The following is a 21,739-nucleotide window of genomic DNA, read 5'->3' on the forward strand; positions in this document are numbered from 1 at the left end:
GTCGTCCTCCCTCCTCGAACGTATATCGCCCCTGGTGCCGCCACCACCCGAGGACCGGCGAGGAGCCGTGCGGGTGGCGGAGGCACTCCTTTGGCGGCGCTCACGATGCCGCGGCCGCCACGGTCCGGAAACTGGTGTTCGGCAACGAAAGGTCGTCGAGGAGGCCGGCGTGACGGGCGAGACCCCCGGCGGGGCGGATCAGCGGGAGTCGTCGGGGGAGACGACCGAACCGAGCGGCGCGAACGAACCGAGCGGCGCGACGGAGCCCTCCGCGCCCACGGGCGGGCGCCGGACGCTCCTGGACGAGCTGACGAACCCGCCTCCGCCACCCCCGCCGCTGCCCCCGGAACCGGCGGAGCGCACCCCCGTGCACCCGCTGAGGACCTGGCTCCCGGTGGTCCTGCTGCTGGTGCTGATCTTCTGCGTGGTCCAGGCGCTGCGGCCGCTCCCGGCGCCCACGCTGAGGCTGACCGCGGCGCCCTCGTACACCTTCGGCGGCGACCGGCCGTCACTGCCGTGGCCCGCCGAGGGCCAGGCGGTGCTGGAGGCCGAGGGCCTGGGCCGGATCGGCGCGTTCGGTGAACAGCGGCCGGTGCCGATCGCGAGCGTCGCCAAGGTGATGACCGCCTACGTCATCCTGCGCGACCACCCGATCGAGCAGGGCGAGACGGGCAAGACCGTCCCGGTCGACCGCAAGGCCGAGGACCAGTTCGGCAGCGGGCAGACGGAGGGGGAGTCCGTCGTCAAGGTGAGGGCGGGCCAGAAGCTCAGCGAATACGAGGCGCTGGAGGCCGTCATGCTGCCCTCGGCCAACAACATCGCCCGCCTGCTGGCCCGTTGGGACGCGGGTTCGGAGGCGGCGTTCGTGAGGAAGATGAACGCCACCGCCAGGGAACTCGGCATGGACGACACGACGTACACCGACCCCAGCGGCCTGGAGGCGACCACCGTCAGCACCGCGAGCGACCAGGTCAGGCTGGGGCACGCGGCGATGAAGGACCCGGTCTTCGCCGAACTCGCCGCCAAGACCCGCTACACGGACCTCAACGGAGACGTCCAGCGGAACGTCAACCGGCTGCTCGGCTCCGGCGACGTCGTCGGCATCAAGACCGGCAGCAGCACCAAGGCGGGCGGCAACCTCCTGTTCGCGGCGGTCCGCGACCTCGACGGCACCGAACAGCTCGTCGTCGGCGCGGTGCTCGGGCAGCACAAGGCCGACATCCTCGACACGGTGCTGGGCCGCAGCGACACGCTGCTCCAGGCCGCGCTCCGGGCGCTCGACTCGCGGGTGGTCGTCGGGAAGGGCGAGGCCGTCGGCTACGTCGACGACGGTCTCGGCGGACGGACCGAGGTCGTGGCGACCGAGGACGTCCGCGCGATCGGCTGGAGCGGCCTCAGGGTGGGCCTCTCCCTGGACGCCCCCAGGAACGGCATCCCGCACGCGGCACCGGCCGGCGCCCCGATCGGCACCCTCACCGTCGGCGACGACGACAGCGCCGTGAAGGTGCCGGTCGCCCTCGGCGGCCGTCTGTCCTCGCCGTCGCTCGGCTCGAAGCTCACCCGCCTCGGCTGATCCGGCTGAACCCGGCTGGACCCGGCTGAAGCGGATCGCGGGCCGCTCGCCGCTTCCCTCAGACGAGGTAGTCGGCGACGAGGTCCGCGAACTCCTGCTCGGTGAGCACCTTCGTGCCCAGTTCCCGCGCCTTGGCGAGCTTGGAACCCGCTCCCTCGCCCGCGACGAGGAGGGTGGTCTTCTTCGACACGCTGCCGGACGAGGTGCCGCCGGCGTTGCCGACCAGCTCGTTCATCTCGTTGCGGTTCCGGCCGGCGAGGAGCCCGTTCATGCCGCCGGTGATGACGACGACCTGACCGTCGAGCGGCCTCGCCCCGCCGGGCGTGCCGGTGGAGGCCGCCGCGGGCTCGGTCATGGTGACGCCCGAGGCGACGAGCTTGTCGATGACGGCATCCATGGCCGCGATGTGCGCCGCGATCTTGGGGGCGTTCGCCGCCGGAAGCTTGTGCACCGCGGCCAGGGCGTCGGCGTCGGCCGCGCGTATCGCGTCCATCGTGCCGAAGTGACGGGCGATCTCACGGGAGAGCGTACGGCCGGTGCGGACGATGCCCAACGCGCAGAACACCCGGTTGAGGGGCTTGGCCTTGGCCGCCTCGATCTGCGCCACCACGGTGTCGGCGCGCTTCTCGCTGCGGGTGGCCTCGACCAGCCGCTCCCGCGTGAGGCCGAACAGGTCGGCCACGTCGGCGACGGCGCCGCTGTCGACCAGGGCCTCGAGGTACGTGACACCGAGGCCGTCGATGTCGAGCTGGTCGCGGCCCACGGCGTACCGCAGCGCGGCGAGCAGGCCGCATCCGCCGCCGGCGCCGCCCGCGCACTCCCAGCGTTCGCCCGAGGTGTCGATCTCGCCGCCGCACGTCGGGCACGAATCGGGGAAGACCACGGGCGTCTCGTCACCCGTGCGCAGCTCCACGACGGGTGCCTCGATGCGGGGGATGATGTCGCCGGCCTTCCACACCATGACGGTGTCACCGATCATCAGGCCGCTGTCGCGGATGAACTTCGGGTTGTGCAGCGTCGCGTACCGCACGATGCTGCCGTCGACCTCGACCGGCTCCAGCACGGCCCGGGGTGCGATGACGCCGGTGCGTCCGACGTTCCACTCCACCGCGAGCAGCTTCGACTGCCGCTCGGCGGCGGCGAGTTTGTACGCCGTCGCCCAGTGCGGGTGCCGGGTGGCGAACCCGGCCTTCTCCTGCTCCGCGACGGCGTCCGCCTTGATGACGACGCCGTCGATGCCGAACGGCAGCTCCGCGCGCAGTGCGGCGATCTCGTCGACGCGGCGCTGGACGTCCTCCACGCTGGCGCAGACCCGCGGTCCCACCGGTGTGGCGGCCGTGGTCTGCACCCCCGCGGCGGCGACGGCGTCCATCATCTCCGTGTGGGTGTCCCCGGGCAGGCCGACCACCCCGTAGGCGTAAAAGGTCGTCTCGATCACGTAGGGGCGGTCCTTGGCGCGCAGCGTGCCGGCCGTGCCGTTGCGCGGGTTGGAGAAGACCTTCGCCCCGTGGGCGGTCCGTGTGGCGTTGGCCGTCGCGAACTGCTCCCGGGTGAGCAGGACTTCACCACGCACCTCGAAGGTGGCGGAGGTGTTCAGCACCGCCGGCAGGCCCACGATCGACCCGATCGCGTGGGAGACGTCCTCGCCGGAGCTGCCGTCGCCGCGCGTGACGAGTTGCGTCAGGCGCCCGTCCACGTACCGGGCGGCGATGGCGGCCCCGTCCAGCTTGGGTTCGGTGACGTAGCCGCCCTGCACGGGTGCCCCGAGCCGCCGGGCGACCGACGCGTCCCACTTGACCAGTTCCTCGGCGCTGAAGACGTTGTCGAGGGACAGCATGGGAACGGTGTGCGCCACGTCCCCCGTCGGGGCGGCCCCGCCGCCCACCTTGCCCGTGGGGGAGTCCTCGCGGACGTCCCCGGGGTGCTCGGTCTCGTAGTCGCGGATGCGCGTGGCCAGCAGGTCGTAGGCGGCGTCGTCGAGCGGGCTCGTCCCGTCGCCGTAGTAGGCGGCGCACGCCTGCAGGGCCGTGTCCACGGCGGAGCGGTAGTCCTCACGGGACATCAGCGGGGCAGCGATCACTGTCGTCATGCGCTGCATCCTGGTGCACGGGTCTGACAGTGAACCGGCCCCGAGGACCACAGCGCGGCCGTGAGCGGCAACCGGCCTGTGGAAAACCCCGGCGCCCGCCCACGTCTTCGTGGACGTCTCAGGCGGGCTCCTTGCCGATCCCGCCGGAGGCCTTGCACAGCAACCGGGCGGCCCCGTCGGCGAGTTCGCGGACGACGTCCAGGGCCGACTCCAGCCGGGACACCGCGCCGACCGCCTCTCCCGCGTAGAGGGCCATCGCGTCCAGCCGGCCGGTCGTCGTCCGCAGCGGGCAGACCGGGCTGGACGCGGGGACGGGCACGGACGCGCCGCCCAGTACCGCCTCGCCGGCGACGTCGGTGTCCAGGGCGCGGGCGCGTTCGACGCAGCCGGTCAGGACGCGGTGCGGTGCGTCCGGCCATCCCGTCGAGAACTGCGTCGTCAGCTCGGTGTCGCCGGCGCCGGCCCTGATCAGGGCCTCCTTGTACGCCGGGTGCGCGTCGGACTCGTGCGTCGCCACGAACCGCGTCCCGACGCGGGCCGCGTGCGCCCCGGCGGCCAGCACCGCGGCGAGCGACCGGGCGGTGGCGATCCCGCCTGCGGCGACGACGGGGACGTCCACGCTGTCGAGCACGTCGTCGAGGAGCGGCAGCAGCGGCCGTACGCCGCGCACGTGACCGCCCGCCTCCCTGCCCTGGACGACGACGAAGTCGCACCCCGCGTCGGCCGCCGCCCGCGCCTCCTCGACCGAACCCACCTGCCACGCGGCCAGCGCCCCGCCGCGCTTGGCCCGGGTGACCAGGCGCGGGACGGGATCCGCGTAGAAGAACTCGACGACCGGCATCCGCTCCGCGGCGACGTCGACGCACGCCTCGTCCTCCAGCAGCGGAAGGATGAAGTTGACCCCCACCGGGCGGGAGGTGCGCCGCCGCACCGCGTCGAGCAGTTCGGAGAGCACGGACGCCGGCGCCATCGGGTAGCCGACCATCCCGAGGGCCCCCGCGGCGGACACCGCGTCGGCGAGGTCGAGCCCGCTCACCCAGCCCATCCCGGCCAGCTGGATCGGCACGTCGCAGCCGACGAGGTCGGTGAACCGGGTGCGCAGGGGGATGGGTACGGTCGCCATGTGCTGATGCAAGCGCCCGCCCTCGCGGTGCCGCCACTGCGACGCGTCGCGCGGGCGGAGCGTCACCCTGACGGCGGACGCGGGCCCGGGGCGTCAGACGGCGTCGACGGGGTGGCGTCGTACGAAGTCGAGCACGGTCCAGGCGACGAGGGCGGGGTCCTCCAGGGGCATCGCATGGCTGACGCCCGGCAGCGTCACCTGCTCGGCGCGGGCCAGGCGCGCCGCCAGTGCGCGGTTGCGCGCCCGGTACGGGGTGCCGAGGCGCTCCCCCTCGCCGCCCGCCACCAGCAGCGCGGGCTGGCGCAGGGAGCCGAGGCCCGCGGCGTCGGCGTCCCACGCGGCGAACGCCGCCCGCTCGTGGTCGAAGTAGTACCTGCCGCTGAGGACCGACCTCCGGAAGCCGTCCGTGCCGAGCGTGCGCGTCATGACGTCCAGGTAGCCCGGCGCGCACACGCTCCCCGGGAAGTGGCCGTAGGCGCGCGCCAGGTCGCCGTCCTCGGCGGCGGCGACGGCCCGGCGCATGGCCTCGCTCTCCGCTTCGCCCGGGGCGTACGGGAGGGCCGGTTCCAGCAGCACCATCGACCGGACGAGGCCCGGGCATGCGGCGGCCAGTTGCAGGGCGAGGGTGCCCCCGGTGGAGTGGCCGACCACGTGGACCGGCCCGGTCGCCCGCGCGCCGAGCACCTCCGCGAGGTGCCGGGCGTGGTCGTCGACGCTCAGCCGGCCGCTCAGGTCCCGGCTCCTGCCGTACCCGGCGCGGTGGGTGCGTACGACGCGGAAGCCGGGCAGCAGCCCGGCGAGCGGTGCGAACCAGTCGGCGCCGAAGGACGCGTGGACGAGGAGCACGGCCTCGCCGTCCCCCTCGTCCCAGAAGGCGATGTCCGCGTCCGGTGTCAGGAGGTGGTGTTCCGCTGCCATGAGCATCGCCTCGGTGTGGCCGGGCTTGTGTATTGGTTTGTGCAACTTCGTCCGAAGTGGCGGTGTTCCCGGTGTGGCGATTTCCGTGGCGGCGGATCACTCCCCTTCGCACGCGCTGAGGACGAGGCGTCCGCCCTCGCCGGCCAGGTCGCCCTCGACGGCGACGTGGACGTCGACCGTGCTGCCCGCGTCGAAGCGCAGCGTGAAGCAGGGGCCGAGCGCCATCAGGAAGTCGAACCCCTCCTGGTGGTCCCCGGACGGGTCCGCGAACGTCGCGTGGCGGGTCCAGGCCGGACCGGTGACCCCGGCCTCGACGTGCACGTCGAACGAGCCCAGGCATGTCGAGGGGTTGGCCCACCATTCGAGCGTCGCCCGCCCGTCGTAGCTCTCCACACCGGGAGTATCCCGGACCGGCCCGAGGCGCGGAGGCCCCCCGGCCCGTGCGGCCCCGCTGCCCCGTCCGCTGCTCACCGCGATGCCGTGGTCACCGTCCGGTCGGCGTTCCGGGCCTGTCCGGGCCGCGGGCGTCACCGCCCGCCGGACCGCCCGTCAGTGCGCGTGGGGGCCCTCGTGGTGGACCGGGCCGTGGGGGTCGTCGCAGTGCGACCTCGCGCCGCCGCCACGGCCCTCGCCCACGGTGAGGAGCTCGGCGGCCGCGTGGTCCAGCTGCAGGGTCGTGTGGGTGAGGCCGTAGTCGGCCGCGAGCAGGCCCTCGAGGTCGTGCCGGACGGCGTGGCAGTCCCCGCCCCGCCGGACGAGGACGTGCGCGGACAGTGCGGGCTGTCCGGAGGTGATCGTCCAGATGTGCAGGTCGTGGACCTCGGTGACGGCGTCGTGCGCGGCCAGCTTGTCGCCGACCTCGTCGGGGTCGAGGCCGGGGGGCGCGGCCTCCAGGAAGATGCGGCCTGACTCCCTGACCAGTCCGTACCCCGCCTTGATCATGAGGCCGACCACGACGAGCGTCGCGATGGCGTCGATCCGGGCGAACCCGGTGAGCAGGACGACGAGACCGGCGACGGCGGTGCCGATGAAGGCGTACAGGTCGTTCAGGACGTGCTGGAAGGCCCCCTCGACGTTGAGGGACGTGCGGTTGGCCCTGGACAGGCACCAGGCCGCGGCGACGTTGACGGCGATGCCGGCCAGGGCGGTGACCAGGACCAGGCCGCCCTCCACGTCCGGGGGCGAGACGAGCCGCCGCACCGCCTCGTAGGCCAGCCACGCGGCCAGCAGGAGGAGGGTGATGCCGTTGGCCTGGGCGGAGAGGATCTCGGCGCGCTTGAGGCCGTAGGTGAAGCCGCCCCGGGCAGGGCGGGCGGCCAGGCGCATGGCGATCAGTGCCAGCACTATGGACGCGGCGTCGGTGAGCATGTGCGCGGCGTCGGAGAGCAGCGCCAGGGAGCGGGCGATCAGGCCGATGACGACCTCGACGGTCATGAACCCGGCGATGAGGCCGAGTGCGATGCCGAGCCAGCGGCGGTCGGCGTCGGCGGACACCCCGCGCGAGTGGCCCTCGTGGCCGCCGGTGCCGTGCCGGTGACCGTGATCGTGGCCATGAGCGCTCATGAGAGACGTCCTCCCCCTTTTTCCGGGTGCCGGAACGGAAGGGAAACACACCGGGGCGCGGATCTGCAAAGGCTGTACCGGTGACCGTTGTCAACACCAATAACACGCCTCTGAGCTGCACGAACGCCATCGGCCGCGGAGACCGGCCGGCCGCTCGCGGCGGTGCCGGCCGCGGCCCGCGCCGCCGGACCACGGCGCGGCCGACGCCCCCGGGTTCCCCCGGCCGGCCGCCCCGGCCCCGGCGAACGGCCGACGGCACGCCGCGCGAGGGGCGCCGGGCCCGTCACAAGGTGACGGGCCCGGCCGCCGTCACGCGCCCGCGGGGAACGCGTGCTTCCTGCCGCCGGTCACGGCCGCCGCGGCGGCGACCAGGAGGACCAGTGCCGCCCAGGTGATCGACGCCGTCCCCAGGTCCGCGACCAGGAGGCCGCCGATGAGGCCGCCCAGGGCGATGGACGAGGAGAAGACGGTGATGGTGACGGACTGCGCGACGTCGGCGGCCGCCCCCGTCGCGTTGATCGCGGCGCCGATGAACAGGCTGGGGGAGCTTCCGAAGGCGAAGCCCCAGGCCGCGACCGCGACGTAGACCAGCGCGGGCACCCCCGAGGCCACGGCGAGCACGAGGACGCTGACCGCGAACAGCGCGGTGCTGCCCACGACGAGCTTCCGCAGGTGGCGGTCGATGTGGGTGCCGACGACGAGGACGCTCAGGATGGAGGTGGCGCCGAAGGCGAACAGCACCCAGCCCGTCTGCCCGCCCATGCCCAGGTACCCGAGCAGGTCGGTGACGTAGGTGTAGAGGATGTTGTGGGCGACCATGTACGTCGCGAGCGCGAAGAGGATGGTGCGCAGCCCCGGCAGGCGCAGGACCCGGCGCACGGTGAAGTGCTCGCCCTCCGTCCGGCCGGGCAGGTTCGGCAGCGTCGCAAGGATCCACACCATGGTCAGCGCGGTCAGTACGGCGGAGGCGTGGAAGGCGAGCTCCCAACCGCCCAGCGCGCCCAGCCAGGTGCCCAGCGGGACGCCGAGGGCCAGGGAGACCGGGGTCCCGGCCAGGGCGATGGCGATGGCCCGGCCCTGGCGTCCCTCGGGGGCGAGCCGGGCGGCGTAGCCGCCGAGGATCGGCCAGATGAGCCCGGTGCCCAGGCCGGCGACGAAGCGGATCACGAGGGTCAGCGCGTAGTCGCCGGACAGCGCGGTGAGCGCGTTGGTGACGGCGACTGTGCCGAGTGCCAGCTGCAACACGTTCTTGCGGGGCCACTTGGCCGTGGCCCTGGTCAGCGGGATCGCGCCGATCGCGGTGGCGAGGGCGTAGATCGTCACGGTCTGGCCGGTGAGCGACACGCTGGTGTGGAGCGTGGCGCTGATCTCCGGCAGCAGGCCGGCGGGCAGGCACTCGGTGAGGATGCCGACGAACCCGCTGAGGAAGAGGCCGAAGAGCGCCTTCCCGGGGAGGCGGTTCCGCCCGTGTGCTGGGGTGGACGGAGCTGTGGTGGTCGTTTCCGTCATTCTTCCTGGTCCATGAGGTGTGGTGACCCGGCGGCGAAGGGCGGACGGGTCGGCGGCACGCGACCCGGAGCGGCACGGGCGGCGTGGCCCCGGGCGGTCCTCCTCCGGGGGCTCGTCCAGGCTGCTCCGGCCGTACGGCGTTACCCAGGCCACCGCTGAGCCGACGTCTGCCGTGCCTACCACCGGCAGGGACAGGCTCCGCCAGGGATCCGGCGCGATACTGGGGCGCATGGCCAGCCACCCCGACCGCCGCACCGGCCCGGCAGCCGTGCCGGATCCCGGTCCGGGACCCGGAGCGGGACCCGGTCGGCTCCCCGGCACCGAGCGTGGGCTCGACGCGCGCTCGGAGCTCAACGAGTTCCTGCGCACCCGCAGGGCCCGGCTGAAGCCCGAGGACGTGGGTCTCCCCGAGTACGGCCGGCGCCGGGTGCCGGGCCTCAGGCGCGAGGAGCTGGCGCAGCTCGCCGGGGTGTCCGTGGCGTACTACACGCGCCTGGAGCAGGGCAACGGCCCCAACGTGTCCGTGGAGGTGCTGGACGCGATATCCCGGGCGCTGCGGCTCTCGGAGGCGGAGCACGCCCACCTGCTGCATCTGGCCGGGCCCAGGCCGCGCAGGCGCCGGCCCGCGGCCGACCGGAGCCGTCGGGTGCGGCCCGCGGTGTGCGAACTGCTGTCCGCGCTGGAGGGCGTGCCCGCGTACGTGTGGGGCCGCCGCAGCGACGTGCTCGCCTGGAACCGCACGGCGTCCGCGCTGTTCGGCGACTGGGCCGAGCGCACGCCGGAGGAACGCAACTGGGCCCGGATCACCTTCCTCGACCCCGCGGCACGGCGGCTCTTCGCCGACTGGGAGTCCAAGGCCACCGACGTGGTCGGCCAGTTGAGGATGGACGCCGGCCGGCACGTCGACGACCCGCTGCTCGCGGCGCTGATCGGTGAGCTCTCCCTGAAGAGCGAGGAGTTCCGGACGCTGTGGGCGGCCCACGACGTCAAGCGGAAGTCCCACGGCACCGTGCGGTTGCAGCACCCACTGGTGGGCGCGCTCACCCTGCGCTACGAGACCCTCGCGCTCCCCGGCGACCCGGAGCAGTCGCTGTCGACCTACCACGCCGAGCCCGGTTCGGCCTCGGAGGAGGCGCTGCGCCTGCTGGCGAGCTGGGGCGCGGACGCCACCCGCGACCGGTCCCCGGCCGCGCGGGACTGACCCCCCGGTGCCGGGCCCCCGTTCGAGTGGCCGCCCGGCGGCCGCCGACGCGGCACGCGGCCCGGCGGCCGGATCTCGGCTTCACTCGGTGGTGCCCACGCTCCCGTACCCGACCGAACGGTGTGCCAGTGACGATGACCGGTACCAGCGCACGCGGCCGCGGGGTCACGGCCCCGCTGGAGGGGCGCGTGGCCGTCGTCACCGGCGCGGCCCGCGGAGTGGGCGAGGCACTCGCCCGGCACCTGTCGGACCTCGGTATGCGCGTGGCGCTGCTGGGCCGCGAGGAGGCGACCCTGCGTCAGGCGGCGGCCTCGCTGACCCACCCGAACATCTTCGTCGAGGCGGACGTCACCGACCGCGCCGCGCTCGACGCCGCCGCCCGCCGGGTGGACGGCGAACTCGGGCCCGCCAGCGTGGTGGTGGCCAACGCGGGGATCGCCGCCGGCGGGCCCTTCGCCCGGACCGACGCCGACCTCTGGCAGCGGGTCGTCGAGGTCAACCTGGTGGGGGCCGCGAACACGGCCAGGGCCTTCCTCCCGCAGCTGACGCGGACCCGCGGCTACTTCCTGCAGATCGCGTCGACCGCCGCCTTCTCCTCCGCCCCGCTGATGAGCGCGTACTGCGCGTCCAAGGCCGGCGCCGAGTCCTTCGCCCAGGCCCTGCGCGGCGAGGTCGAGCCCGACGGCGTGACCGTCGGCATCGCCTACCTCCACTGGACCGGCACCGACATGATCACCGGCCTGGACGACCACCCCGTGCTGCACGCCCTGCGGCGCAACCAGCCGTCGTTCGCCCGCCGCGTCCACGCGCCCGCCCAGGTGGCCGACCGGCTCGCCACCGGCATCGCCCGCCGCGCCCACCACGTCTACGCCCCGTCGTGGCTGCGCTGGTGCCAGCCCCTGCGACCGTTGTTCCCCCCGGTGGTCTCCTGGATGGCCCGGCGCGAGCTGCACGCGCGTTCCGGCTCCGAACTCGGCTCCGCCACCGGCGTCATGGGGGCCGGCGGGCGCGCCGACTGGGACGCCTTCACGTCGTCCGCCCGGACGGACCGGCCGAACCCCCCGCCCCGGTGAGGGCGGCGGCCCGCGCCGTCTAACACGGGGGGCGCCGGCCGGTGAGGGCCTGCCAGCGGTCCCGGGCCGCTTCGAGGTCCGCGAGCGCCTCGGCGAGTGCCGGGTCGCGGCGCCGGCGGTCGGCCACCAGGTCCAGGTGCCTGCGGGCGTCCCGGACGGGGCCCGTGTCCGCGCGCGCCGCCTTCAGGTCGTCCTCGGCCCTCCTGACCTTCGTGGCCAGTGCCGTGAGGAACGCCTTCTCCTTGGCCACCGCGTTCTCTATGCGGACGCTGAAGCGGCGCACGCCGTCCTCGTCCTGCTCGCCGGGCGGGTACGACTCCAGGTGCACCCCGTCCGGCCGCCTGAGGTAGAGGTGGCTGCCGATCGAGCTGTGCTCGAACCGCACGTCGAGACCGTCCAGGGGCAGCACCTTGGTCTCCGGTCCGGCAACGACCATCATGTGCTCGTGCAGGCGGACTTTGCCGAGCGTCGCGAGGTACGTGCCCCTGCCCGGGCGGCGCAGCCGCTCGAGGTGCCGCTCGGCGTCGTCGACGCGACGCCGGTGGGCGCGGTCGGCCCGGGCCACCCGCGCCCGTGCCCGGGCCAGTTCGCGCCGCGCCCCGCGCCGCAGGGTGCGGACGGCCCGCCGGGCGCGGTCCAGGGTGTTCCGTTCGGTGTCATGACGGCCGCAGAGCGCGAATCTCCAGCCGCCGGGGTAGCGGTGGAGCCGCCGCCCTGCTCCAGCGAGCACGAGGACCAGGACGGTCAGGGTCATCCCCGCTATGCCCACGTGCCCACCTCACCCAGTGACAGCCGCCGGGGTGCTCGGGCGCACGGGGCGGTGGAACGAGTCGAAGGTGTCGAATCCGGTGCATATCGGAAGATATGCCCAGTCAAGTCCCGGCGGATGCGCGCGCACTGGCGGCAGTTCCGGACCTCTCCGATGTGCCCGGTCAGGGGGTTGACGTGGTGTCCGGTGGCGGGGCGGTGCCGGTCGTGGCGGGCGGCGCGGCTCGCCGCGCCGCGGACCCTCGCGGGGCCGGGGTGTCCCCCCGGGGTTCACGCGGCGTGGTGGGCCAGTTCGGCGTGCGGGTCGGCCATGCCCGGGACGGGCGCGGGGTCGGCGTGCACCAGGGCGGCGGTCAGGCGGGGCACCGCGTGCAGCAGGGCGTGTTCGGCCGCGACGGCGACCTGGTGGGCCCGGCGCACGGTGAGGTCGCCGTCGACGACCACGGCCACCTCGGCGCGCAGCCGGTGCCCGATCCAGCGCAGGCGCAGCTCGGCCACCTCCCGGACGCCCGGCACCGCGCGCAGGGCGCGCTCGGCCTCGTCGACCAGCGCCGGGTCGACGGCGTCCATGACGCGCCGGAAGACCTCGCGCGCGGCGTCCCGGAGCACCAGCAGGATGGCCGCGGTGATGGCGAGGCCGACGACCGGGTCGGCCGGGCGCCAGCCCAGCGCCGAGCCCGCGGCGCCGAACAGCACGGCCAGTGAGGTGAAGCCGTCGGTACGGGCGTGGAGGCCGTCGGCGACGAGCGCGGCCGAGCCGATCCCGCGCCCGACGCGGATGCGGTAGCGGGCCACCCATTCGTTGCCGAGGAAGCCGATCACCGCCGCGACGGCGACGGCGGGCAGGTAGGCGACGTCCCGCGGGTGCAGCAGCCGGTCCACGGCGGTCCAGGCGGCGAAACCGGCCGAGGCGGTGATGGTGAGGACGATGGCGATCCCGGCCAGGTCCTCGGCGCGGCCGTAGCCGTAGGTGAAGCGCCGCGTCGCGGCCCGCCGCCCGAGGACGAAGGCGACGGCGAGCGGCAGCGCGGTGAGGGCGTCGGCGGCGTTGTGCACGGTGTCGCCGAGGAGGGCGACCGAGCCGGACAGGACGACGACCACGGCCTGGGCGATCGCGGTGACGCCGAGGACGGCGAGCGAGACCCACAGGCACCGCATGCCCTCGGCGGAGGACTCCAGGGCCCGGTCCACCTTGTCGGCGGACTCGTGGGAGTGCGGGCGCAGCAGGTGTCCCAGCCGGTGCCGCAGGCGGGCCGTGCCCCGGAGGCCCGGGCGGTCGTGGGCGTGGCTCTCGGCGTGGGCGTGGCTCTCGACGGGACCGCGACCGTGGCCGTGGTCGTGGCCCTCGCCGTGCGCGTGCACGTTCCGGTGACCGTGACCGTGACCGTGGTCGTGACCGCCGCCGAGGTCGTGGTCGCGGCTGTGCGTGTGCCGGCCGTTCATGGGACCGCCTTCCGGGGAGTCGCGGTGGACACGGGCTGAGCCTTCCCGTCATTATGTGCACATGAACGCACGCATGCACCTGTCACCTGCGCATGGTGCGCATCCGCGAGAGCCGGGCGCCGGGCACTACGCCCGCGGGGCCGAGATCCTGAGCCTGCTCGCCGACCGCACCCGGCTCGCGGTGCTGCACACGCTGACCCAGGGCGAGGCGGACGTCTCCACGCTGACCGAGCGGGCCGGCGCCGCGCGTCCCGCCGTCAGCCAGCACCTGGCCAAACTCCGGCTCGCGGGCCTGGTCTCCTCCCGCAAGGAGGGCCGCCGGGTCGTCTACGAACTCGCCGACGGCCACCTGCGCAGGCTCGTCGACGAGGTGCTCAACCTCGCCGATCACCATCTGAGGGGCGAACCACCGCACGCCTGAGACCGTTCCGGGCCGCTTCATGGCGTAATGTGCGCCCTGTGCGAGGCCGCCACCGCGGAACGTGCCCGACGTTCCTCGTCGCGCTGCTGGCCGCATTCTGCTTCACCGTGGCCGGTTCGCCCGCGCACGTCCACTACGGACCCCACGCGCACGTCCATCCGGCGAACGCCGAGGAGCGGCCCCACCCCGTCGCTCCGCACCACCCCGGCGAGGACTGTTCACCCGGCACCTCGGAACTGCCCGGGTCGCGCACCGGACCGCGTGAGCACGGCACCGGCCCCGCGCAGACCGGCGCCGCCGAAAGGGCGCCGGCACGGCTGCCCGCCTCGCACAACACGCCGGGCAGCGCCCCGGCCCCCGACGCCCGCATAGCGACGGCGGCACCGTCCGTCCTCTGCCTCTGGCGCATCTAGGAGACGCCCGCCCGGACCGGCTGACGGTCCCTCACCCCGCCCGTGCGGACACGGGCGGCGGGTGAGCCGTGCACGGCACTCTTCACGACACCAGAAGGCGGACACCATGAACGAGCCCACCACCGGCCGCGACCTCGCCTCCGCGGTCGGCAACACGCCCCTGCTGTGGATCTCCCACCCCCTCACCACCCCCGGACGCGGCTTCTGGGCGAAACTCGAGGGCGCCAACCCCGGCGGCATCGAGGACCGCTCCGCCGTCCACATGGTCGGCCGTGCCCGTGAGCGCGGCGACCTCCTCCCCGGCGGGACCGTCGTCGCCTCCACCAGCGGCGCCTTCGGCCTCGGACTGGTGCTCGCCGGACGGGTCTTCGGCCACCCCGTCACACTGGTGACCGACCCGGACCTGGAGCCGGACATGAAGCGCCTGCTGCGCTCGCGCGGTGCCCGGCTCGACATCGTCCGCGACGCCCACCCCTACCGGGGCTGGCAGGAGGCCTTCCGCAGGCGCGTGGCCGAACTGCTCGCCGCCGAACCGGGGTCGTGGTGCGCGGACCCGTACGACAACCCCGACAACGCCGACGCCTACGCGCCCCTGGCCGGGGAACTGATCGAGCAACTGGGCCGGGTGGACGTCCTGGTCACCAGCGTCGGCACCGGCGGCCACTCGGCGGGCGTCAGCCGCACGCTGCGCGCCGTCAACCCGGACCTGCACGTCATCGGGGTGGACACCGTCGGCTCGATCACCTTCGGCCAGCCCGTCAGGCCCCGCCTCGTCCGGGGCATCGGCAGCAGCATCCACTCCCGCAACGTGGCGTACGAGCAGTTCACGGAGGTGCACTGGGTCGCCCCGGCCGAAGCCGTCCACACCTGCCGCGCCCTGGCCCGCTCCCACTACGCGTCGGGGGGCTGGAGCGTCGGTGCCGTCGCCCTCGTCGCCGGCTGGGCCGCCCGCACCCACTCCTCGGGGGCACGCATCGTGGCGGTCTTCCCCGACGGCCCGCACCGTTACCTGTCCACGGTCTACGACGACGACTACTGCCGCGACCGCGGGCTGCTCGGCGCGGCTCCGGCCACGGAGCCGACGGAGATCGCGTCGCCGGGCGACGCCGAGGCCGCCCGCTGGACCCGCTGCCGCACGGTGACGAACCCCGTGGCCTCCCTCATCGCCCCGCCGGCGCACCCCGCGGAGGCGCCCGAGGCCGTGTGACGCGGCACCACCGCATCGGGCGGCCGTGTCCTCCGTGCCGCCGGCACGGAGGACACGGCCGCCCGTCGCGCCGTGCACGCGGACGACCGCCCCGCTGTCGGAGGCGGCGGCTAGTGTGCGGACGGATGGCGGGGAACGGGGAACGTTCGTTCGGGAGGGGCTGTGGGAGCCAAGACGGGTCTGCTGGTGTACGCGGACGGTGATGTGCCCGACCTGCTGCGGCAGGCGGGGACCGCGAATTCGCGGCGCACGTCCGCGATGGTGGAGCGCCTTTGTCCGGGCCGGGTGATGGAGGAGACCGAGGGCCTGAACCTGGGCGAGGCCGTGTATCCCCCGGAGGGCACGGTCTACGCGGGCTCCTGGCCGGGAGTGGAGGTCCTCTGCGACCGGGAGTTGATGGTCGACCGCCCCTCCCTGCTCCCGGAGCACCTCGTCGCGGCCGGTGTGGGGAGGCGCATCGTCCTGCACGCCATGCACAGCGCCGTCGACTGGTGCGCCTTCGCGGTGTGGGAGGACGGGCACCTCGTCCGCTCGCTGAGCCTGTCGCCGGACGACGGGATCATCGAGGACATCGGTGAGCCGCTGCCCTTCGAGCGTCCGTACTGGGCCGGGGAGCGGCCGGCCGACACCGTCCCTGGCCGGATGAGGAGGAGGAACCGTACCCGTTGCCCTTCCACCCCCTGGACTTCGGCGAGGACGCGCTGCGCGCTCTCTGCGGATTCGTCATGGAGGGCAGGCCCCGGGCCGACGACGTCGACGCGACGGGGGTCGAACTGCTCGGCTTCCTCCAGCGGGACCCGGACGGCGCCGGTGCCGCGAAGAGGCGGGAGGAGATGAGACGGGCGGTCGAGGCCATGGGGCCACCGCGCTTCTACACGCTCGGGCCCGACGGGGCGCTGGTCGAGCGCCCGGCCCCATGAGGTGAGGCCGCCCCGGGAACCGGCGCGTAGGGGGTGGCCGGGGTACGGTCCCGGCCCTGTCGCAGGGCGGTGACATTCGGTTGCCCCCCTGTGACAGGGGGCCGCAACTCGGCAGGCGTGAGGTGACGTCTTCTGGGTCCGAGATACGAGGCCGGAGTGCCGCTCCGCCCCTCGCACCACCATCGGAGGACCCAACAGTGATGCGTTCACCTCTGGCAATCGTCGGCCTGGTGCTCCTCGCCGCCACAGCGACCGCCTGCGGCTCGTCGGACACCGGCGCGAAGCCGGCCTCCGGCACGTCGGCCCCCGCTTCCGCCGCGAAGGACAAGGGAGCGGCCCCGGACGGAGGTTCGTCGGCGGACGGCAAGAAGATCGACGCCTGCACCCTACTCAAGCCCGAGGAGGTCACGCCGGTCATCGGGGAGAACGACGGCGGTCATCCCGATTCCGGCGTGGGCGAGAGCGTCTGCAACTGGGAGAACCCCGACACCTACCACTCCGTCACCCTGAGCATCGGCTCCCCGGGCACGGCGGGTTCGGGCATCGACGGCGCCGAGTCGATGATGACCGCGTTCACCGTCGACGGCCGGCAGTGCACCCTGCAGGTCGTCACCCTCAAGCGGGACGCCGACAAGAAGTCCGAGGCGAAGCTGATCGACCTCGTCCGCACGAGAGTGTGACCCGGCGCCCGCGGGTCCCGGAGGCCCGGCTGCCGCCGGGGCCCGCGGGGCACGGCGCACCCCGGCCGGACGCGGCCGGGTTGCCGCTCGTCGGCCGGGGATTAGCGTCGGAGCCATGGACTCACCGACGCGGTTCACGTTGACCGAGCACTCGCCCACCCACTGGCGCGTGACCTTCGACAACCCGCCCGTCAACCTCGTCGACTCGACGATGACGGGGGAACTCGACGCCGTCTTCACCCGTGCGGAGCAGTCGGGTGTCGCGGTGATCGTCTTCGACAGCGCCGACCCCGAGTTCTTCATCGCGCACTACGACCTCTCCGCCAAGGAGGAATTGGAGTACGTCCTGGCGCACCCGGAGGAGGTCCACCCCTTCACCGCGCTGCTCACCCGGCTCAGCAAGCTCCCCATGGCGACCATCGCCTCCGTCAGGGGCATCGCGCGCGGCGCGGGCAGCGAGTTCCTGCTCGCCACCGACATGCGTTTCGGCAGCCGTGAGAAGGCCGTCATCGGCCAGTTCGAGATCGGCATGAGCGCCATCCCCGGGGGCGGTCCCGCCACCCGTCTGCCCGCCCTGGTCGGACGGGGCCGGACCTTCGAGATCCTCTTCGGCGGGCTCGACATGGACGGGGACCTCGCCGAAAGGTACGGCTACCTGAACCGTGCCTTCCCCGACGCCGAGCTCGACGGCTTCGTCGACGGACTGGCCTCGCGGATCTCCTCCTTCGACCTGCAGACGATCAAGGACATCAAGCACTTCGTCAACGTCGCCACCCTGCGGCCCGACGGGGAGTTCAAGGACCAGATGGACGCCTTCTGGGCCGCGGCCAACCGTCCCGCGCAGCAGCACGTCGCACGCCACCTGTTCGAGGCGGGGCTCCAGCAGCGCAGCGACCTCGAGCGCGATCTCCCGCACTGGGTCACGCGGTACCAGTACCACGCGGGCGCCGACGCGTAGACGTCCGCCGACGCCCGGTCCCTAGGGAGGCCCATGACTGTCGAGATCCCGCCCCTGGTGAGCCCCTCCCGCCTCCGGCGCCGAGGGGGACTGCTGGGCGAATGCCTCGCGGAGTTCCTGGGGATGTTCGTCCTCGTCTCCTTCGGCTGCGGCGTGGCGGCCATGGCGGTCGCGGCGCTGCCCGGTTCCGGCCGTACCGCGGGAGCCACCACGAGCTTCGTGGGCGCCGGGGACTGGGTGATGCCCGTGCTCGGCTGGGGCCTGGCCGTGACCTTCGGCGTGTACGTCGCGGGCGGCGTCAGCGGCGCCCACCTCAACCCCGCGGTCACGCTCGCCTTCGCGGTGCGCCGCCGTTTCCCGTGGGTCAAGGTCGTCCCGTACGTGGTCGCGCAACTGGTCGGCGCCTTCGCCGCGGCGGTGCTGGTCTACGTGGTGTACCACGACGCGATCAACGCCTTCGACCGGGCGATGAAGGGCCCGAAGACGGACGGGCACACCCTCGCCAGCTTCTCGATCTTCGGCACGGTCCCGGCCCCGTACTTCCAAGGGAGTCTGTGGGGCCCGCTCGTGGACCAGATCGTCGGCGCGGCGTTCATGCTCATCTTCATCATGGCCGTCATCGACCTGCGCAACCCCGCCGTGCGGGTCTACCTGGGCCCGGTCGTCATCGGCCTGGCCGTCGCCGCGATCGGCCTGTCCTACGGCGCGAACGCGGGCTACGCCATCAACCCCGCCCGCGACTTCGGCCCGCGGCTGTTCGCCTGGGCCATGGGCTGGGGTGAACTCGCCCTGCCGGGCTCGCAGCCCGGTGCCTTCAGCGACTACTTCTGGGTCCCCATCGTGGGCCCCCTCATCGGCGGTGTCATCGGGGTCCTGGTCTACGACCTGTTCATCGGCGACGTGCTGCACATCCGCACGCGCATGGCCAAGGTCCCGGAGGTCGGCTGCACGCGACCGGTGACGACGACGCCGGAGCCGGGGACCGTCCCGCAGCGCGGCTGAACTCGGCCCGGTCCGCGCGCCGGCGTCGGCGTACGGCGAGGGGCCTCCGGCCGGCGGTGGCGCCGGCCGGAGGCCCCTCGTGCGATGTCCGCCTGCCTCAGCCGTCGTTCTCCGCCGACGGGATGTAGGCGCCCGGCACGTCCTCCGGGGCGAAGACCTCGTGCTCGCCGGGGTACGGCTGCTTCCACCCGTGCGTCCGGTACCAGGTGAGGTGGTTCATCTGCGCGGGGTTGGCGAAGTCCGGCCGCGCGCCGGGGCCGGTCAGCCGCTGCTGGGACTGCCAGTCCTCCCACTTCGCCGCGAGGGCCTTCTTGTCCGCCGGCACCGTCGTGGCGGGGACGGCCGCGGCGGCCGGGTCCTGCGGGGCCGGGGTGTCCAGGCCGCAGGCCGGCGGGGTCTTGAGGCCGTCGGTGAGCGGGACTCGGTTGGGCAGCGCGGTGAAGGGCGTGTAGTCCGGCTTCTTCGTGAACGCCCCGAACATCGGGGTGGCCGCGCTGTCCTTCTGGTTCATCGGGTGGATCCCGAGGATCTGCTCGATGGTGCGGATCATCGTGATCTGCGAGTAGTAGCGGCTGTCGACGGTGCCGTGGCCGGCCCAGGGGCTGATGATCTGGATCGGGGCACGGTGGCCGTCGACGTGGTCGAGACCGGCCTGGGAGTCGTCCTCGACCACGAAGATCGCGGAGTCCTTCCAGTACGCGCTGTGCGAGATCTCGTCGACGATCCGGCCGACCGCGAGGTCGTTGTCGGCGACCTGGGCGGCGGGGCCCGCGGTCCCGCCGGTGTGGTCGCTGGAGAGCCAGAACATGTTCAGGTTCGCCGGACCGTACTTCTCGAAGTCCTGCTTCCATATCTCGGCGCGGTAGACGTCCGGGACGGCGGTGTCGAACTTCGGGAAGCCGGGCACGGAGACGCTGTTGAGCGACGGGATCGGCGAGGACGACGTCAGCTTGTAGGCGGTGTCGTCCCCGGTGGCCCGCATGTTCCTGGTGTCGCAGTACAGGTTCTGCCAGGTCGCGCCGGACGGCTTGGTCAGGAACTGGTGGAACTCGCCGAAGTCCCGCACGGTCCTGCCCGCCGCCTGCGCGCCGGTCCAGACGAAACCGGTGCGCTGGTGGCCGAGGGCGTCGTCCTCGGTGTCGTAGCTGCGGGCGTACTCACCGGCGGAGGACTCGGTGTACTCCGGGTTGTCCGCCTGCATCAGCCAGTTGTGGCCCTCGGCGGAGTTCGTGCCGATGTCGTACGTGTTGTCGTACAGCCCGAACTGCCGGGTCAGGGCGTGCTGGTTCGGCGTCACGTTCTCGCCGAACTCCGCGAGCGACGGGTCGCCGTTGCCCTGCGGGATGTCGCCGAAGACCTGGTCGTAGGTCCGGTTCTCCTTGACGATCAGGAAGACGTGCTTGATCGTCGACGGGTCGCCGAGCCGCTTCGGGACGGCCACCGGCTTGGCGTGGCCCTTGCCCTTGCCCTTGTCCTTCGCGAGCTCGACCGAGCCCTTGGTCCAGCCGTTCTGCTCGAAGACCTTGGCCGTCTGGGCCTTGATGACCTTCTCGCTCGGCAGCGTGAACCGCTGGACGCTGGAGGTGGTGTCGTGGGTGCCGTGCCCGGCGGCGGTGGTGGGCCGGCGGGCGTCGACGCCGCGGGTGTTGGAGACCACGACCTGCTTGCCCACGGTGGCGATCTCCGCGGGGAAGTAGTCCGTCGGGAGGAGGCCGACGTAGCCGACCGGCTCCTGCGGGGACGTGTAGCGGTAGACGGCGACCGCGTTGGCGCGGCCCAGCGTCACCAGCAGGTGGCCGTCGTCGGTGAGCGTGACGGCGTTGGGCTCGTAGCCCACCGACGCCTCGGGCCACGGCTGGGTGGCGATGGTCTGCACGACCTTGTTCTTGCGGGTGTCGATGACCGAGACGTCGTTGGTGGCGGTGTCCGTGACGAACAGCGCGCCCTTCTTGGCGTACAGGGCGGTCGGGTGCAGCCCCACGTCGATGCTCGCGACGGCGGCCGCCGGGTCGGCGAGGTCGATGACGCTGACCGTGCCGGTGGTGGTGGCACCGGTCTTCGGGTCGGCCGGCACCTGCGTGCCGTACGAGTTGATGGTGCTCTCGCCGGGCTTCGCCGGCCGCCCGCCCTCGTTGCTGACGTACAGCTTGGAGCCGGCCACGACCATGTCGCGCGGGGCGTTGCCCACGGCCCAGCTCTGCTTGACGGTCCCGGTGGCCGCGTCGATCGCGACCACGCGGTTCTGCCCGTTGACCGCGGCGTACACGGTGGAGCCGTCGGAGGAGAACACCGGCTCGCCCACCAGGGCGTGCTTGGAGCCGTCCGCCGGGATGGTGACGGACGTCGGGTCGGCGAGGCTGCCGTCGGGGTTCACGGTGAACCGGGTGTAGCCGTCGGTCTGGCCCAGCCACAGCTGCGTACCGTCGGGCGAGTACGTGGGGCCCTCCTGGCCCACGCTGTTGCTCGCGATGCGCAGGTTCGCGGACGCGGAGTTGCCGACGAGCTGCTGGACCTTCCAGCTCTTCAGGTCCACGACGGCCAGCGCCACGCCGCCGTCGGTGACCGAGGCCGCGAGGTGGGTGCCGTCCGGGCTGACCGAGGACGACATGATCTTGCCGTTGTCGATGACGAGGCGCTCACCGTAGGGGGCGATGTACTGGTCGGCGGAGACGACCTGACCCTTGCCGGTGACCTGGCCGACCTGGTCGTGGCCGAACTGGGTGGTCTGGGCGAACCCGATGCCGGTGCCGGTGGCGAGGACGACGGCGGTCGCGGCGGCCAGCGTCAGGCTTCTGCGGCTGCCGAACCGGCGGCCGGGGAGGGCGTGGGCGTCCCTCTCGGCGTCCGCGCGGCGGCGACGAGTGACCTGCATTTTGAG

Annotated in this window: 19 protein-coding genes and 1 pseudogene; 11 read left to right on the forward strand and 9 right to left on the reverse strand. The window is 73.4% G+C overall.

The genetic code is table 11. The annotated features are described in order from the left end of the window. The first annotated feature begins 169 nt into the window (after window positions 1-169). Window positions 170-1,573, forward strand: a complete 1,404-nt coding sequence (locus tag ACFZAU_RS30290) for a D-alanyl-D-alanine carboxypeptidase family protein (protein ID WP_500554772.1) — start codon at window positions 170-172, stop codon at window positions 1,571-1,573. Between the two features lie 58 nt (window positions 1,574-1,631). Here the strand turns inward: ACFZAU_RS30290 and ligA are convergent, their stop codons facing one another. The 6 genes from ligA to ACFZAU_RS30320 form a co-directional block, all read right to left on the reverse strand. Beyond that, the gene (gene ligA, locus ACFZAU_RS30295) at window positions 1,632-3,662 is read right to left on the reverse strand and encodes an NAD-dependent DNA ligase LigA (protein ID WP_500554773.1); all 2,031 of its coding nucleotides are present in this window, start codon (window positions 3,660-3,662) and stop codon (window positions 1,632-1,634) included. A gap of 118 nt (window positions 3,663-3,780) precedes the next feature. Then, window positions 3,781-4,785: an NAD(P)H-dependent flavin oxidoreductase gene (locus ACFZAU_RS30300; RefSeq protein WP_500554774.1), complete on the reverse strand. Its 1,005-nt coding sequence runs from the start codon at window positions 4,783-4,785 to the stop codon at window positions 3,781-3,783. A 93-nt stretch (window positions 4,786-4,878) separates the two neighbouring features. Further along, complete coding sequence (locus ACFZAU_RS30305) at window positions 4,879-5,703, reverse strand: alpha/beta fold hydrolase (RefSeq protein ID WP_499600536.1); 825 nt, start codon at window positions 5,701-5,703, stop codon at window positions 4,879-4,881. Window positions 5,704-5,799: 96 nt separating this feature from the next. Further along, the gene (locus ACFZAU_RS30310; protein ID WP_500554775.1) at window positions 5,800-6,096 is read right to left on the reverse strand and encodes a hypothetical protein; all 297 of its coding nucleotides are present in this window, start codon (window positions 6,094-6,096) and stop codon (window positions 5,800-5,802) included. Window positions 6,097-6,252: 156 nt separating this feature from the next. Beyond that, window positions 6,253-7,266 (reverse strand): cation diffusion facilitator family transporter, encoded by a 1,014-nt coding sequence (locus ACFZAU_RS30315; protein WP_500554776.1) that lies wholly within the window; start codon window positions 7,264-7,266, stop codon window positions 6,253-6,255. Between the two features lie 309 nt (window positions 7,267-7,575). Further along, the gene (locus ACFZAU_RS30320) at window positions 7,576-8,775 is read right to left on the reverse strand and encodes an MFS transporter (protein ID WP_500554777.1); all 1,200 of its coding nucleotides are present in this window, start codon (window positions 8,773-8,775) and stop codon (window positions 7,576-7,578) included. 229 nt (window positions 8,776-9,004) lie between these two features. On the opposite strand from ACFZAU_RS30320, the gene ACFZAU_RS30325 reads away from it, so the two are divergent. After that, window positions 9,005-9,976, forward strand: coding sequence for a helix-turn-helix domain-containing protein (locus tag ACFZAU_RS30325; RefSeq protein ID WP_500554778.1), 972 nt, complete (start codon window positions 9,005-9,007; stop codon window positions 9,974-9,976). Window positions 9,977-10,110: 134 nt separating this feature from the next. After that, complete coding sequence (locus ACFZAU_RS30330) at window positions 10,111-11,049, forward strand: SDR family oxidoreductase (RefSeq protein WP_500554779.1); 939 nt, start codon at window positions 10,111-10,113, stop codon at window positions 11,047-11,049. A gap of 19 nt (window positions 11,050-11,068) precedes the next feature. Here ACFZAU_RS30330 and ACFZAU_RS30335 read toward each other — a convergent pair whose 3' ends face one another. Both ACFZAU_RS30335 and ACFZAU_RS30340 read right to left on the reverse strand, forming a co-directional pair. Further along, entirely contained in the window at window positions 11,069-11,818 is a 750-nt protein-coding gene (locus ACFZAU_RS30335) for a hypothetical protein (protein ID WP_500554780.1), read from the reverse strand. Between the two features lie 269 nt (window positions 11,819-12,087). Continuing rightward, window positions 12,088-13,260: a cation diffusion facilitator family transporter gene (locus ACFZAU_RS30340; protein WP_500554781.1), complete on the reverse strand. Its 1,173-nt coding sequence runs from the start codon at window positions 13,258-13,260 to the stop codon at window positions 12,088-12,090. A 61-nt stretch (window positions 13,261-13,321) separates the two neighbouring features. Here ACFZAU_RS30340 and ACFZAU_RS30345 point away from each other — a divergent pair, with 61 nt between their 5' ends. From ACFZAU_RS30345 to ACFZAU_RS30380, 8 genes and pseudogenes are all read left to right on the forward strand, one after another. Continuing rightward, window positions 13,322-13,681 (forward strand): ArsR/SmtB family transcription factor, encoded by a 360-nt coding sequence (locus tag ACFZAU_RS30345; protein ID WP_500464109.1) that lies wholly within the window; start codon window positions 13,322-13,324, stop codon window positions 13,679-13,681. 38 nt (window positions 13,682-13,719) lie between these two features. Then, window positions 13,720-14,094, forward strand: a complete 375-nt coding sequence (locus tag ACFZAU_RS30350) for a hypothetical protein (RefSeq protein WP_500554782.1) — start codon at window positions 13,720-13,722, stop codon at window positions 14,092-14,094. 106 nt (window positions 14,095-14,200) lie between these two features. Beyond that, a complete protein-coding gene (locus ACFZAU_RS30355; RefSeq protein ID WP_500554783.1) occupies window positions 14,201-15,301 on the forward strand; it encodes a PLP-dependent cysteine synthase family protein in 1,101 nt (366 codons plus the stop codon). Window positions 15,302-15,505: 204 nt separating this feature from the next. Then, window positions 15,506-15,847, forward strand: a pseudogene (locus ACFZAU_RS30360) (DUF6928 family protein); the annotation flags it as partial. Window positions 15,848-15,966: 119 nt separating this feature from the next. Then, window positions 15,967-16,221, forward strand: coding sequence for a DUF6928 family protein (locus ACFZAU_RS30365; protein WP_500554784.1), 255 nt, complete (start codon window positions 15,967-15,969; stop codon window positions 16,219-16,221). Window positions 16,222-16,421: 200 nt separating this feature from the next. Then, window positions 16,422-16,901 carry a DUF3558 family protein gene (locus tag ACFZAU_RS30370; RefSeq protein WP_500554785.1) on the forward strand — a complete coding sequence of 160 codons (480 nt, stop codon included), beginning with the start codon at window positions 16,422-16,424 and terminating at the stop codon, window positions 16,899-16,901. Between the two features lie 115 nt (window positions 16,902-17,016). Next, window positions 17,017-17,859, forward strand: a complete 843-nt coding sequence (locus ACFZAU_RS30375) for an enoyl-CoA hydratase/isomerase family protein (protein ID WP_500554786.1) — start codon at window positions 17,017-17,019, stop codon at window positions 17,857-17,859. A gap of 33 nt (window positions 17,860-17,892) precedes the next feature. Continuing rightward, entirely contained in the window at window positions 17,893-18,861 is a 969-nt protein-coding gene (locus ACFZAU_RS30380; RefSeq protein ID WP_500554787.1) for an MIP/aquaporin family protein, read from the forward strand. A gap of 97 nt (window positions 18,862-18,958) precedes the next feature. Here ACFZAU_RS30380 and ACFZAU_RS30385 read toward each other — a convergent pair whose 3' ends face one another. Next, window positions 18,959-21,733 carry a bifunctional YncE/alkaline phosphatase family protein gene (locus ACFZAU_RS30385; protein WP_500554788.1) on the reverse strand — a complete coding sequence of 925 codons (2,775 nt, stop codon included), beginning with the start codon at window positions 21,731-21,733 and terminating at the stop codon, window positions 18,959-18,961. Window positions 21,734-21,739: the final 6 nt, after the last annotated feature.

The sequence above is a fragment of the Streptomyces sp. NPDC008238 genome, from assembly GCF_042956445.1.
GTDB lineage: Bacteria > Actinomycetota > Actinomycetes > Streptomycetales > Streptomycetaceae > Actinacidiphila.

Bases quoted from the DNA above. Each gene is read 5' to 3' on its own strand.
- ligA (WP_500554773.1), bottom strand. From the start codon at position 3,662: ATGACGACAGTGATCGCTGCCCCGCTGATGTCCCGTGAGGACTACCGC.
- ACFZAU_RS30300 (WP_500554774.1), bottom strand. From the start codon at position 4,785: ATGGCGACCGTACCCATCCCCCTGCGCACCCGGTTCACCGACCTCGTC.
- ACFZAU_RS30305 (WP_499600536.1), bottom strand. From the start codon at position 5,703: ATGGCAGCGGAACACCACCTCCTGACACCGGACGCGGACATCGCCTTC.
- ACFZAU_RS30315 (WP_500554776.1), bottom strand. From the start codon at position 7,266: ATGAGCGCTCATGGCCACGATCACGGTCACCGGCACGGCACCGGCGGC.
- ACFZAU_RS30320 (WP_500554777.1), bottom strand. From the start codon at position 8,775: ATGACGGAAACGACCACCACAGCTCCGTCCACCCCAGCACACGGGCGG.
- ACFZAU_RS30325 (WP_500554778.1), top strand. From the start codon at position 9,005: ATGGCCAGCCACCCCGACCGCCGCACCGGCCCGGCAGCCGTGCCGGAT.
- ACFZAU_RS30330 (WP_500554779.1), top strand. From the start codon at position 10,111: ATGACCGGTACCAGCGCACGCGGCCGCGGGGTCACGGCCCCGCTGGAG.
- ACFZAU_RS30340 (WP_500554781.1), bottom strand. From the start codon at position 13,260: ATGAACGGCCGGCACACGCACAGCCGCGACCACGACCTCGGCGGCGGT.
- ACFZAU_RS30345 (WP_500464109.1), top strand. From the start codon at position 13,322: ATGAACGCACGCATGCACCTGTCACCTGCGCATGGTGCGCATCCGCGA.
- ACFZAU_RS30355 (WP_500554783.1), top strand. From the start codon at position 14,201: ATGAACGAGCCCACCACCGGCCGCGACCTCGCCTCCGCGGTCGGCAAC.
- ACFZAU_RS30370 (WP_500554785.1), top strand. From the start codon at position 16,422: ATGCGTTCACCTCTGGCAATCGTCGGCCTGGTGCTCCTCGCCGCCACA.
- ACFZAU_RS30375 (WP_500554786.1), top strand. From the start codon at position 17,017: ATGGACTCACCGACGCGGTTCACGTTGACCGAGCACTCGCCCACCCAC.
- ACFZAU_RS30380 (WP_500554787.1), top strand. From the start codon at position 17,893: ATGACTGTCGAGATCCCGCCCCTGGTGAGCCCCTCCCGCCTCCGGCGC.
- ACFZAU_RS30385 (WP_500554788.1), bottom strand. From the start codon at position 21,733: ATGCAGGTCACTCGTCGCCGCCGCGCGGACGCCGAGAGGGACGCCCAC.